Origin of the sequence: Rhizobium leguminosarum, assembly GCF_019798305.1 — a bacterium.
GTDB lineage: Bacteria > Pseudomonadota > Alphaproteobacteria > Rhizobiales > Rhizobiaceae > Rhizobium > Rhizobium leguminosarum_U.
Genome location: NZ_JAAXDD010000001.1, coordinates 330,743 through 343,535 on the forward strand (window position 1 = coordinate 330,743; position 12,793 = coordinate 343,535).

The following is a 12,793-nucleotide window of genomic DNA, read 5'->3' on the forward strand; positions in this document are numbered from 1 at the left end:
ACAGATGCGGAGCGTTTTGATGACCGGTTCCGGTTCAGAGATTCTATTGCCTCGGCGCAGGCGACGGCGCCGATCGAACTGGCGCGGCCTCGTCTACATCGCGCCGGCCATGGCGCTGGTCATCGTCTTCTTCATCATGCCGGTTCTTTTCACTGGATGGATGAGCCTGCACAACTGGCCGCTGATGGGGGCGTCGCGCTGGATCGGCTTCAATAATTATGTCCGCATGGCCAACGACACCCGTTTCATGACGGCGCTGAATTTCACGGCCTATTACACCGTGATCGTCACCATCGCGATCTTCGCCATCGCCTTTCCGCTGGCAATCTTCGTCGAAAAGGAACGGCAGTTCGTCGGCGCCTACCGGACGATCATCTTCCTGCCCGTCGTGGTCGGTCTGGCGACAGCCTCGCTGCTGTGGGTCTGGCTTGCCAATGTCGATAGCGGCTTCATCGGCCCGGCCTTGAGAGGGCTCGGCCTTCTGGAAAAGAGCCCCAATCTTCTTGCGACCTTCGACACCGCCTTTCTGACGATCGTGGTGATGGTCGTCTGGAAGATCGCCGGCTTCACCATGATCATTCTTTTGACCGGGCTTCAGGCCATTCCGTCCGAGCTGACGGAGGCCGCCCGCATCGACGGCGCCGGCCGCTGGCAGCGTTTCCGGCATCTGACGCTGCCGCTGATGCGCAAGACGATCGCCTTGGCGCTGATCGTCTCCGTCACCGGTTCGATCCTCGCCTTCGACCAGTTCTACATCATGACCGCGGGCGGGCCGCAGAACAAAATGATCTCGGTGGTCTATTACATCTTCAACCAGTCCTTCGTGTCGTTCAATCTCGGTTATGGCGCAGCACTCTCGATTGTGCTTCTCGCCATCCTGGTGGCGATCAGCATCGTGCAGCTCTGGCTGCTTCGCGTCGGGGAGGAGCGTCCATGACCACGTCGAGGGAACGCCGCGCTCGCAAGGCCATCCGAACGAAGTCGGCCTATCATCTGACCGGCATCACTATCTCGATCTTCTTTCTCGCCCCCTTCGTGATCACGCTGTTGTCGTCCTTCCGGCATGGCACGGAGGCCAGCCTGCCGCCCTTGCCGCCATGGCCGACATCCGGCGTCAGCATCGATTCCTACGCACTGCTCGATACGTTCGGCGCCGGCATTTGGCGGCACATGATCAATTCGCTGTTCGTTTCGGTCGCCACCGTGGTTCTCACCGTTGCCGTCAGCCTGCTCGCCGGCTACGGCTTCTCGCGCTACCGGTTCCCGCTGAAGAATGCGCTCTTCGTGCTGATCATCGCGACGCTGATGATCCCGTTCCAGTCGATCCTGACGCCGCTCTTCATCATTCTGGCAAAGCTCGGCCTCAACAATTCGCTGATTGGGCTGACGCTCGTTTATGTGACGCTGCAACTGCCCTTCTCAGTCTTCATGATGCGCAACGCCTTCGACGCCGTGCCGAAGGAGATCGAAGAGGCCGCGCGCATCGACGGCGCGCGCGACCTCAGGCTCCTGGTCCGAGTTCTCCTGCCGCTGGTGCTTCCCGGCGTCGCGACGGTCGCGATCTTTGCCTTCCTCAATGCCTGGAACGAGTTTCTCGCCGCGCTGGTGCTGCTCTCCAGCAATGAGAAATACACTCTGCCGGTGCTGATGACGGCGGTTCGCGCCGGACGGCTCGGCGCCATCAACTGGGGAGCGGTTCAGGCCGGTGTGGTCGTCATGACGATCCCCTGCCTGATCGTCTTCCTGCTCCTGCAACGCTACTACATGCGCGGGCTGATGGCCGGCGCGGTAAAATGATCTTAGAGAAAGTGGAGCCCATGACCAAACCAAGCAACGACCGCCAGTTTCGCCCCGTCGCCGTTCCCGATGTGGAGCTCGGCGGCTTCTGGGGCAAATGGCAGGACGCCGTCTGCAATTCCACTGCAGAGACCCTGCTCGACCGCTGCGTCGAGGCCGGCATGCTCAAGGCGATCGACGTCGATCAGCCGAGCCCCGGGGTCGTCATTCCTATTCAGCCATGGGGCGGGACGACGCAGATGTTCTGGGATTCCGACCTCGGCAAATCGATCGAGACGATCGCCTATTCGCTCTATCGCCGGCCGAACCCGAAGCTCGAAGCGCGCGCCGACGAGATCATCGACATGTATGAGAAGCTGCAGGACGGGGACGGCTATCTGAACGCCTGGTTCCAGCGCGTCGAGCCAAGCCGACGCTGGACCAATCTGCGCGACCATCATGAGCTCTATTGCGCCGGCCACCTGATGGAAGCCGCGGTCGCCTATTTTCAGGCGACCGGCAAACGCAAGCTGCTCGACATCATGTGCCGCTATGCCGATTACATGATCAAGATTTTCGGCCACGGCGAAGGCCAGATCCCGGGCTATTGCGGCCACGAGGAAGTCGAGCTCGCGCTGGTCAAGCTCGCCCGCGTGACGGATGAGAAGAAATATCTCGACCTGTCGAAATATTTTATCGACGAGCGCGGCACCGAACCGCATTTCTTCACCGCCGAGGCAAGCCGCGACGGGCGCAATGTCTCCGAATACCACCAGAAGACCTATGAATATGCGCAGGCGCACCAGCCGGTGCGCGCGCAGACGAAGGTCGTCGGCCACGCGGTGCGCGCCATGTATCTCTATTCTGGCATGGCCGACATCGCCACCGAATACAAGGACGACAGCCTGACGGCAGCGCTGGAAACGCTCTGGGACGATCTGACGACCAAGCAGATGTACATCACCGGCGGCATCGGGCCGGCGGCGTCCAACGAAGGCTTTACCGATTATTTCGATCTGCCGAACGATACCGCCTATGCGGAGACCTGCGCCTCGGTCGGCCTGGTGTTCTGGGCAAGCCGCATGCTCGGCCGCGGGCCGGATCGGCGCTATGCCGACATCATGGAGCAGGCGCTTTACAACGGCGCGCTGCCGGGGCTTTCGACGGACGGCAAGACCTTCTTCTACGACAATCCGCTTGAAAGTGCCGGCAAGCACCATCGGTGGAAATGGCACCATTGCCCCTGCTGCCCGCCCAACATCGCCCGGCTGGTGACCTCGATCGGCTCCTACATGTACGCCGTTTCGGATAACGAGATCGCCGTCCACCTCTATGGCGAAAGCACCGCGCGGCTGAAGCTTGCCAACGGTGCCGAGGTCGAACTCGAGCAGACCACCAACTATCCGTGGGACGGTGCGGTCGCCTTTACCACCAGGCTGGAGAAGCCGGCGCGGTTTGCGCTGTCGCTGCGCATTCCGGACTGGGCCGAAGGCGCAACCCTCAGCGTCAATGGAGAGATGCTCGATCTCAACGCCAATATGCACGACGGATATGCCAGGATCGATCGTGAGTGGGCGGCGGGCGATCGTGTCGCCCTCTACCTGCCGCTGGCGCTTCGGCCGCAATATGCCAACCCGAAGGTGCGCCAGGACGCCGGCCGGGTCGCATTGATGCGCGGCCCGCTGGTCTATTGTCTGGAAACAACGGACAATGGCGAAGACCTCAACGCCATCATCCTGCCGCGTGAACTCTCCACAGCCGAAACCGTCGTGCTGAAGGATCTCAACGATGCCGTCGCCCTCGATCTCAAGGTCGAGCGCGAGGAGACATCGAACTGGGGAACAGCGCTCTATCGCAAGGCGCCGGCCGAAAGGCAGGTCGCCACCGCGCGTTTCGTGCCCTATCATCTCTGGGACAACCGCGCGCCCGGAGAGATGCTCGTCTGGGTCCAGTCGGACAGATAGGTCTTTTTGGGGATGACGAACGGTATGGGTAACAAGAGCGTCGTGCTCCAGGACGTGCGAAAAAGCTATGGCAATCTGCAGGTGGTCCACGGGATCGACCTGACGATCGCAGAGGGCGAATTCGTCGTCTTTGTCGGCCCTTCCGGCTGCGGAAAATCGACGCTTCTGCGCATGATTGCCGGCCTGGAAGACGTGACCGACGGCGAGGTCGAGATCAAGGGACGTGTTGTCACCGATCTCGATCCATCCGAGCGCGGCATCGCCATGGTCTTCCAGTCCTACGCGCTCTATCCGCATATGAGCGTGCGCGACAACCTGGCCTTCGGCTTGAAGATGGCGCGCACCAGTGCCGCCGAGATAGAGACGCGCGTCAAGGCCGCCTCCGCGATCCTCAAGATCGACCATCTTCTCGACCGGCGGCCGGGACAGCTTTCCGGAGGACAACGGCAGCGTGTGGCGATCGGCCGGGCGATCGTGCGCAAGCCGGATGTCTTTCTGTTCGACGAACCGCTGTCCAATCTCGATGCCGAACTGCGCGTTTCGATGCGCATCGAGATCGCCCGCCTCCACCGCGAACTCGGCAACACGATGATCTATGTCACGCACGACCAGACGGAGGCGATGACGCTCGCCGACAAGATCGTCGTGCTGCGCGACGGCCGCGTCGAACAGGCGGGAACGCCGCGGGAAATCTACGAGAATCCCTCGAATACCTTCGTGGCGGGCTTCATCGGCTCGCCGAGGATGAACCTGCTGAATGCCCGCTGGGGTGAAGGGGGCCTGGTCGAAGTCGCCGGCCGGCAGATCGAAAGCGGCCTGCCGCCGGCGAACAGGCCGGTTGGTGGCGCGGTGACGCTCGGTCTGCGGCCGGAGCATCTGAAGGTGGCATCCGACCTATCGGGCAGCCTGACGGCCAGGGTGGATTTTTCGGAATATCTCGGCGGAACGCAATATCTCTATTGCCAGCTTGCCGATGGCCAGTCACTCACCGTCGAGCATCGGTCACCGATCAGTATCGCGGCAGGCGAGCAGGTGAGCTTGCTGTTTGAACCGTCGGATTGCCGGTTGTTCGACGAGGGCGGCAACCGGTTGCGGTAATGGCGCCGGTCACAGGCGGGCGACCACTCGGCGATCGGCCCGTCTGAACTTCACTCGGCGATCGCCAGTGTCATCAGCTCCGCCGCCCTTTGCCGGGCTTGCCTGTCGGCGGCGAAGACATCGTCCATGCCGGCAGCCGGCGGCAGGCTGGCCAGATCGTCCATCACCCTCTCGGTGACCTCGGCCATAGCGAGGAACGACAGCCGCCCCTCGATGAAGGCTTCGAGCGCCACTTCCTTGGCGCCGTTCAGCACCGCGCCCTGAACGCCACCGCGCGTCATCGCCAGGCGTGCCAGCCGCAGCGCCGGAAACCGCACTTCATCCGGCGCCTCGAAATCCAGCCTGGCGAGCTTGGCGAAATCCAGCCGCTCGACCGGCAAGTTCGGCCGACGCGGAAAGGACAACGCATAACCGATGGCGGTGCGCATATCGGGCGCGCCGAGCTGTGCCAGCACAGACCCATCCGTATAGCCGACCATGGAATGAATGATCGATTGCGGGTGGAAGATGACCTCGATCTGTTCCGGTCTGAGGCCGAAAAGGTGCCGGGCTTCGATCATCTCCAACGCCTTGTTGAACATCGAGGCGCTGTCGATCGAGATCTTCAAGCCCATCGACCAGTTCGGGTGGGCGCGTGCGGTTTCCACCGTCACATCTGCCATGTCACGCAGCGAGGCGGTGCGGAAAGGACCGCCCGACGCCGTCAGGATGACCCGCTCGACGGCGTGGCGCTGGTTCTCTTCCAGCACCTGGAAAATCGCGTTGTGCTCGCTGTCGACCGGAAGCAGTCTGCCGCCGCCCGCCTGGATCGCTGCGATAAAGAGATCGCCGGCCGATACCAGACATTCCTTGTTGGCAAGGGCGATATCGGCGCCGCTGCGGGCAGCGGCAAGCGTCGGCGCCAGGCCCGCGGTGCCGACGATGGCCGCCATCACCCAGTCAGCTTCGCGGTCGGCGGCTTCCATCAGCCCGGATTTTCCCGAAGCGACCGCGATGCCGGTGCCGGAAAGTGCGCTCTTCAGTGATTCGTAATGGCGGTCGTTTGCCGTCACTGCCAGCCGCGCGCCGAATAATTTCGCCTGCCGAGCCAGCAATTCGACATTGCCATTACCGGTCAGCACGGCGATTTCGAAGTTCTCCCGTCCGCCCAGGTGATCGACGACATTGAGTGTATTCTGGCCGATCGAACCCGTCGAACCGAAGATGCTGAGGCGCCGCGGCGCGCTTTTGCCGGTTATCATGTGGTATTTCGCGAAAATTTCTCTCGTGGCTCAGGCTCTACTAGGCTTTGGAGGGGGCGGCAAGTGTGCGGTGCAGCAGATTTCTACTCCTGAGGGGTTTACAGAGCGGCCGCCGGATGTGATCCTTGTGACATTGTCGGCGGAATCGCTTCCGCCGCGGCCGGTCACTGTCGCGTGGGCAAGTCGGGGCGCAGTGGCGTCCATAGAAGAACAGGCACTCGGTGCCGCTGGCCTTCCGGCCACACATTAAATCGAGGATGAAAACCGGGACGGACGGCTTGGCCGTGATCCCTCGTCGCGTTCGTTGAGAACGCTTTCATATGCGCTGCCGCGTCGGTTTCGACGCTGCCGCCCCTGTCAGGTCAAAACGTTCTTACTTCATGACGACATTCAAAATAGCATGCATTCTTTTCGCCATCCTACCCTCGCTCACCGCTGCAGCGAGGGCAGACGACCTGGTGATCTGGTCGCCGGCCAAGCTTTCGGACCGGTCCTACAAGGCGACGGTGGGTTTCCGCCTGCCGGCGGAATGGGAAACCAGCGCTGGCGCCGACATTGCGCTGGCCTCGACTAAGAGCGGCGCGCTGCTGCCAGATTCCGAACAGGCAATGCTTTGGGGCCGGATCAGCAGGACGAACGTCACCCCGGCAGGCCAGTCACAGCAGGGCGCGAGCGTCCGCGTCGATACACTGCGCGGCAGCGGCGCGCTGACCCTCAGCCGCTCGCGCAGCTGGATCCTGTCCGATTCGCTCGACATGCAATCGAGCCGGTCCATCAGTGTCCAATATGACGCGGTCGAAGCCCGGCAGGCTTCGGTGACGGCATCGCAGGCGCTGAAGCTGATCCATCCCTGGACGGGAACCTCGCTTTCGGCAGGGACAGGCATCAGCAATGCCAGCGGCGACTTCTCGAGCACGGTGGGGGTCAGCCAGGCCATTCTGCCGAATCTCAATCTCGATGCCTCGGTGAGCAATCCATTTTCAGGGGGTGAGGCGGGCAGCGTCAATCTCCGCTATCGCGTGCAGTGGTAGCGGTGCTGAACCAAACTCCGCCGATCAGCGTTTCCTCCGCAGGTTTTCACGGAGGAACGGATCATGGTTTTCAAGGAGCAGACATTTCACGGGCTCGAACCCGAGATGGAAGCGGAAATCGCCAATCGTGCATCGGTCGAGGCGGCCGTCGCCAATGCGCTGGCGATCGCCGGCGGCATCGATGCGTCTGATGTCGAGGTGACGATGGAGAGCGACCACGTCGTGCTGAGCGGCATCGTCGGCACGGTCGGCGAAATCGAACGGGCAACTGCGGTCGCCAAGGCGGTCGAGGGCGTGCATGCGGTGCAGAACCGTATCCTGCTCGGCGGATCTTCGCTCGATGGCACGCATTAATCAGATGGAGGGCCGCTCCAGGGCCAGACCCTGCCGGACGAGGACTATATCACGTCGTCGCTATCATTCGGCGCTGAACTGATCAACCGGCGAAGCGTTCGACGAGGAAGGACGAGCCGGCCAGACGATCCGTTTTCTGCGCGGCGCCCGATCCCTGCGGCTGGTAGGCGATGGCGAGCAGCAGGACACTGACGGCGACATAGGCGATTGCCAAAAGAGTCATCTTGATACGCATGATGAATACTCCTGTTTCGCGATAAACGCAGCTGATATGGCGAAGTTCCTCATCGGCGAGATCAGAAACAAAAAGCCCCGGCCGGGGAGGATCGGTCGGGCTTTTCCTGCATGGATTGCCTTATCGGCAGATTCGGGTTTCTTTGACGGTCGTGTGACCGTGGCGGCGGATATTTTCCACCTTGGTGAAGCACTCCTCGGAGATGTGGCGCGGCCTCACGTGATGGCGGTAATAGGGTCGGTCCGAATGGCGATAATAGGGATGCGCGTCATCCGTGGTGATGGTCACACTTGCCGCCTGGGACGGCATTGCGGAAAAGATGGACGCAGCAGTGAGCGTGCAGGCAAGGATAATCTGCTTCATGACGAGCCTCTCATTCTGAATTGGTCAGGGCATCAACTCGCCGGAAGCGACGCTGGTTCAATCACATAGGGTTACCGATTGTGTCGACGGCAGAAACCTTTGCGGCTGCGGATCGTTAGCGCTGGGGATAGCCGGAGGCATCAATGGGACTGATGGGATCATGGGACCGATTGTAAGGATCATCGCCATTGTGGCCGGGCTTGCCGGCGGCACGATTTTTTCGCAGGCGCCGGAATTTGCGCAGCAATACCGCCAGCGGATCGGCGGAGCGATCGACGAATTGCGGGTCATCGTCGAGGATTTCAACCGCCAAGCCGCCGAGCACCATCTCGATCGCCAGCAGGCGCTGAGCGCCTATGCCCAATCATCCGACGATTTCCTGCGCGACCGCGGCGTCTCGATGCAGAGCACGATCACGCGCTACGAAACGCTGCTCTCCCAGCAGCTCCACCTCGGCACCGCCGCCCCAGTCGCCAAACCCTTTGTTCTGCTGGGGAATGCCGATGACGTCGTTTTCGCCAATACCTGGCGCGACTTCGTGCCCGGCGTCCCCGTCAGCTTTGCGGGTCTCGTCTGGGGCGCGATTGGTTTTCTCGGTGGCTGGGCCGTGGCGGCGTTGCTGGGATTGGGGGCGCGGCGGGTCACGAGGACACGGCGCGTCCATCGTCAGGTGCGGTGAACCAATCGGTGGCGAACGTGGCACTGGCCCCGGAACGTGATGATATCAGTCAAGCTTTGCGCTGAAATGACCCCCGCCACACTTCGCGGGGGTCGTCGATATTGATCGGAACCGGTTCGTCCGGTTGCCTTCCTGGTGATCGGGTCAGAGAGCCTTCTTACGTGGACGCTGCCGCTTCCTTGATGATGCCACCTGAAAGCAAACGCCAAATGCCGAATGCCACCACGCCCATCGCGAGGAAGATCAAAAAGATCAGAAAGTTGTAGTAGATCATTGCCGCCAGCGCGACGAGGGCGAGCCCGAGGGCAATGGCTGGCACCACGGGATAACCCCAGGCCCTGAAGGGTCGGGCGAGTTCAGGTTCGGCCTGACGCAGCTTGAACAGCGACGCCATCGAGACGATGTACATGATGATCGCGCCGAACACCGACATGGTGACAATATTGGCGGTCAGCGGCAAACCGCCGATCTGGATCAGGCTGTCGGAAAAGATGGCTGCGATGCCGACGGCGCCACCTGCAAGGACTGCGAGATAAGGTGTGCGGAATTTCGGATGGATTTTTGCAAGGACTTCCGGGAGGTAGCCGGCGCGGCCCAGCGCAAAAATCTGCCTGGAATAGCCCATGATGATGCCGTGAAAGGAAGCAATCAGGCCGAACAGGCCGATCCAGACCAGCATATGCAGCCAACCGGAGGATTCGCCCACCACTGCCTTCATCGCCTGCGGTAGCGGATCGTTGATGTTGGACAGCGTGCGCCAATCGCCGACGCCACCGGCGAAGATCATGGTGCCGAAGGCGAGGAAGACGAGTGTCAGAATACCCGCAATATAGGCAATGGGAACGGTGCGGGTGGGGTTCTTGGTCTCCTCAGCTGCCATCGCCGCGCCTTCGATCGCCAGGAAAAACCAGATGGCAAATGGAATGGCGGCAAAGATGCCTCCAATGGCACCGACCGAGAAATCAGGGGCGCCAGCCCAGCCATTGGCCGCGAAATTGGCAAAAGAGAAGCCTGGCGCGACGACACCCATAAAGATCAGCAGTTCGGCAATCGCCAGAATGGTGATGAAGAGTTCGAAGGTTGCCGCGATGGTGACTCCGACGATATTGAGCGCCATGAAAATGATATAGGCGCCGACAGCTGCCACTTTCGGATCGAGCCCCGGGAACTGCACATTGAGATAGGCGCCGATGGCCAGCGCGATGGCCGGAGGGGCGAAGACGAATTCAACCAATGTCGCAAAGCCCGCAACGAAACCGCCGAGCGGGCCGAAAGCTCTGAGCGCATAGGCAAAAGGGCCGCCGGCATGGGGGATGGCCGTCGTCAATTCCGTGAAGGAAAAGATAAAGGTGGTGTACATCACTGCGATCAGGATCGTGGTGATCAAGAAGCCGAGCGTGCCAGCGGCCGCCCAGCCATAGCTCCAGCCGAAATATTCGCCGGAGATGACGAGGCCGACGGCAAGCCCCCATAAGTGCAGCCCAGTCAGGCTCTTGGCGAGCGTCGGTTGAGAATTTGACATGATTGTTCCCCTTTTTTTGTAGATTGAACTTTATGGTTCTTGGTGCGGCAGCGCTTCTATGGCGCCTTCGGCATTTTCCTTGAGATCGACACCGGTCAGCTGCAAGCGAAGCGCCTCCCGGACGATCCAAACGATCTTGTCCGCTGCGACCTCGTAGCTGAGCCCGTCGGCATGAATATTCGAAATGCAGTTGCGCTCGCTGTCGCGCCGTCCCGATTGCGGGCGGAACGTGATGTAGGCGCCGAGGCTGTCAGGCACGCTTAGTCCCGGCCTCTCGCCGATCAGCACGATGGCAACTTCCGCACCAAACGCTGCCGCTGCCTCATCACCAAATGCCACCCGCGCCTGCTCGCCCAATATCACCGGGGCGACGCTGAAGTCGCCGAGACGCTTCATGCATGCGTTAAACAGCGGCACCGCGTGGTGCTCGACTGCCGAGGCCGAAAGTCCGTCTGCGATGATGAAGGCGATATCATAACGATCGCCTGGGCCTGGCAGATCGGCCGCGTTGGTCTGACGGCCGAGATCCGGGCGCGCCAGATAGATCGTACGATCTTTGGCGCGAGACCGAATCCGGACCGTCGGCACGGGAGCAAGCTGCTTGGCAAGGGCGACAAAATCCACCTGCCCATGCACGGCATCCCGCGCCCGGGCATGGGCAAGCTGGAAGTCGAGAATTGCCGATGTCGGCAAGGCGTCGCCCGCCCTGCCAAGCCCGATCCGGGCGCGTGTGGCGTTGCGGAACCGCGCAAACGGATCTCGTTCGAAGGGAGTCATGCCGATGCCTTATAGCTCAGAAGATTGCGGGAGAAGGCGCCCGAGGCGCTGGCCGGTGCAAGACGTCCCGTGTGATCAAGCATGCCCATGCGATGGAGCCAGGCTTCGAATTCTGGGGCGGGCGGACGATTGAACTGGTGCCTGAGGCCGACAATATCGTGGTAGGAAAGGCTCTGATAATTGAGCATGACGTCATCGGCGCCAGGCACCGCGATGAGAAAACTGACGCCCGCGACAGTCAGCAACACCATCAGATTGTCCATATCGTCCTGGTCGGCTTCCGCATGGTTGGTGTAGCAAACGTCGACCCCCATCGGCACACCAAGCAGTTTGCCGCAGAAATGATCTTCGAGCCCGGCGCGGATAATTTGCTTGGCGTCGAAAAGATATTCGGGGCCAATGAAACCAACGACTGTATTGACGAGCAACGGATTGAGTTCACGTGCAACGGCATAGGCCCGCGTCTCAATCGTCTGTTCGTCGACACCGTGATGGGCGTCGGCCGAGAGTGCGCTGCCCTGGCCGGTCTCCAGATACATGACATTGTTTCCGACCGTGCCGCGCTTCATGGAAAGTGCTGCCTGCTGGCCTTCCCTGAGGACGGCGAGATCGACGCCGAAACCCTTGTTGGCAGCCTCCGAGCCGGCGATTGACTGGAACACCAGATCGAGCGGCGCTCCAGCTTCGATCGCCTTGATCGACGTCGTGACATGGGTCAACACGCAGGATTGGGTCGGGATCTCGAACCGTTCGCGCAGTCGGTCGAAAAGAACCATCAACCTTGTGCAGGCCTCGATATTGTCGGTCGCCGGGTTGATGCCGATCACCGCATCGCCGATCCCATAAAGAAGTCCGTCGAGTGTCGAGCCGGCGACGCCTTCAGGATCATCGGTGGGATGATTGGGCTGAAGGCGGCTCGACAGTCGGCCGGGCAGACCGATCGTGGAACGAAAGGCGGTGACCACCCTGCATTTGCCGGCGACGGTGATCAGATCATGGTTGCGCATGATCTTGGAGACCGCCGCGACCATTTCGGGGGTGAGGCCTGGTGCAATGGCAAGCAGTTTTTCGGAGGTCGCGTCATAAGAGAGAAGCCAATCGCGAAACTCACCGACCGTCATATGAGAGACCGACGCGAATGCCATCCAATCATGGCGGTCGACGATCAACCGACTGACCTCGTCGGTCTCGTATGGGATGACGAGGTCCTCCAGGAAAGCCTTGAGAGGCATATCCGCGAGCAGATAGCGGGCGGCCACCCGCCGCTCGTTGGTTGACGCTGCGATCCCGGCCAGCACGTCACCTGATTTCAGCGGCGATGCGCAAGCCAATACCGATTTCAGATCCTGAAAGACATGGCGTTCGCGTCCTAGAACGATCGAATATGTTGTCATCTGCTCCTGGCCGCCGATCAGCCTATTCCAAATGTCCGAGAACTCATCCACCTTCCGGTTGTGAGCATTTGTTGGCTTCCGCCGAGTATGCTCGGCTCTACGCCAAGCAACGCAAGAAGCGTGCCATTCTTTTTAGGCTGGGATGCCGGGGCAGCCGTGCCAAAGACTTCGCATGGCTGGACCATGACGGCCTACGCTACGCGGCCATCGCAGAGATCATTTTCAACTAGGGATAGATAACAGTCGGAGCTGTTTATCCACTTTGCGACGGCATGCGCCGATATGCGCACATTTGCGTCGAGCGCACACTGATCGCGAAGAAATTCGTTGACCGTTCCTGATCTAGTGGTTCTGGCCGA

At 61.0% G+C, this 12,793-nt stretch carries 13 protein-coding genes; 7 read left to right on the forward strand and 6 right to left on the reverse strand.

From position 1 onward, the window contains the following. The first annotated feature begins 19 nt into the window (after positions 1 to 19). From HFO99_RS01540 to HFO99_RS01555, 4 genes are read left to right on the forward strand one after another with little or no spacing between them, the layout of a single operon-like run. A complete protein-coding gene (locus HFO99_RS01540; RefSeq protein WP_164577158.1) occupies positions 20 to 937 on the forward strand; it encodes a carbohydrate ABC transporter permease in 918 nt (305 codons plus the stop codon). After that, positions 934 to 1,797, forward strand: coding sequence for a carbohydrate ABC transporter permease (locus HFO99_RS01545; RefSeq protein WP_222336194.1), 864 nt, complete (start codon positions 934 to 936; stop codon positions 1,795 to 1,797). Before HFO99_RS01540 ends, HFO99_RS01545 begins: the two co-directional genes overlap by 4 nt. A 20-nt stretch (positions 1,798 to 1,817) precedes the next feature. Further along, complete coding sequence (locus HFO99_RS01550) at positions 1,818 to 3,740, forward strand: glycoside hydrolase family 127 protein (protein ID WP_222358725.1); 1,923 nt, start codon at positions 1,818 to 1,820, stop codon at positions 3,738 to 3,740. 24 nt (positions 3,741 to 3,764) lie between these two features. Beyond that, positions 3,765 to 4,838 carry an ABC transporter ATP-binding protein gene (locus HFO99_RS01555; RefSeq protein ID WP_222336196.1) on the forward strand — a complete coding sequence of 358 codons (1,074 nt, stop codon included), beginning with the start codon at positions 3,765 to 3,767 and terminating at the stop codon, positions 4,836 to 4,838. A gap of 50 nt (positions 4,839 to 4,888) precedes the next feature. On the opposite strand, the gene dxr is transcribed toward HFO99_RS01555, so the two are convergent. Beyond that, positions 4,889 to 6,079, reverse strand: coding sequence for a 1-deoxy-D-xylulose-5-phosphate reductoisomerase (gene dxr, locus HFO99_RS01560; protein ID WP_222358728.1), 1,191 nt, complete (start codon positions 6,077 to 6,079; stop codon positions 4,889 to 4,891). 320 nt (positions 6,080 to 6,399) lie between these two features. Here dxr and HFO99_RS01565 point away from each other — a divergent pair, with 320 nt between their 5' ends. Together HFO99_RS01565 and HFO99_RS01570 are read left to right on the forward strand one after the other, a co-directional pair. Next, on the forward strand, positions 6,400 to 7,110 hold the full coding sequence (locus tag HFO99_RS01565) for a hypothetical protein (protein ID WP_222358731.1): 711 nt from the start codon (positions 6,400 to 6,402) through the stop codon (positions 7,108 to 7,110). Between the two features lie 63 nt (positions 7,111 to 7,173). Then, entirely contained in the window at positions 7,174 to 7,464 is a 291-nt protein-coding gene (locus tag HFO99_RS01570) for a BON domain-containing protein (RefSeq protein ID WP_222358734.1), read from the forward strand. Positions 7,465 to 7,546: 82 nt separating this feature from the next. Here HFO99_RS01570 and HFO99_RS01575 read toward each other — a convergent pair whose 3' ends face one another. Then, positions 7,547 to 7,699 (reverse strand): hypothetical protein, encoded by a 153-nt coding sequence (locus HFO99_RS01575; RefSeq protein ID WP_003543398.1) that lies wholly within the window; start codon positions 7,697 to 7,699, stop codon positions 7,547 to 7,549. 120 nt (positions 7,700 to 7,819) lie between these two features. After that, positions 7,820 to 8,062 (reverse strand): hypothetical protein, encoded by a 243-nt coding sequence (locus HFO99_RS01580; protein ID WP_222358737.1) that lies wholly within the window; start codon positions 8,060 to 8,062, stop codon positions 7,820 to 7,822. Between the two features lie 160 nt (positions 8,063 to 8,222). Here HFO99_RS01580 and HFO99_RS01585 point away from each other — a divergent pair, with 160 nt between their 5' ends. Continuing rightward, positions 8,223 to 8,741 carry a DUF2937 family protein gene (locus tag HFO99_RS01585; protein WP_222358740.1) on the forward strand — a complete coding sequence of 173 codons (519 nt, stop codon included), beginning with the start codon at positions 8,223 to 8,225 and terminating at the stop codon, positions 8,739 to 8,741. 157 nt (positions 8,742 to 8,898) lie between these two features. Here the strand turns inward: HFO99_RS01585 and eat are convergent, their stop codons facing one another. The 3 genes from eat to HFO99_RS01600 are packed head-to-tail and all read right to left on the reverse strand — an operon-like array spanning position 8,899 to position 12,485. Then, a complete protein-coding gene (gene eat / locus HFO99_RS01590; RefSeq protein ID WP_222358744.1) occupies positions 8,899 to 10,263 on the reverse strand; it encodes an ethanolamine permease in 1,365 nt (454 codons plus the stop codon). A 30-nt stretch (positions 10,264 to 10,293) separates the two neighbouring features. Further along, a complete protein-coding gene (eutC, locus tag HFO99_RS01595; RefSeq protein WP_222358746.1) occupies positions 10,294 to 11,040 on the reverse strand; it encodes an ethanolamine ammonia-lyase subunit EutC in 747 nt (248 codons plus the stop codon). Continuing rightward, complete coding sequence (locus HFO99_RS01600) at positions 11,037 to 12,485, reverse strand: ethanolamine ammonia-lyase subunit EutB (RefSeq protein ID WP_222358749.1); 1,449 nt, start codon at positions 12,483 to 12,485, stop codon at positions 11,037 to 11,039. Before HFO99_RS01600 ends, eutC begins: the two co-directional genes overlap by 4 nt. Positions 12,486 to 12,793 lie beyond the last annotated feature (308 nt).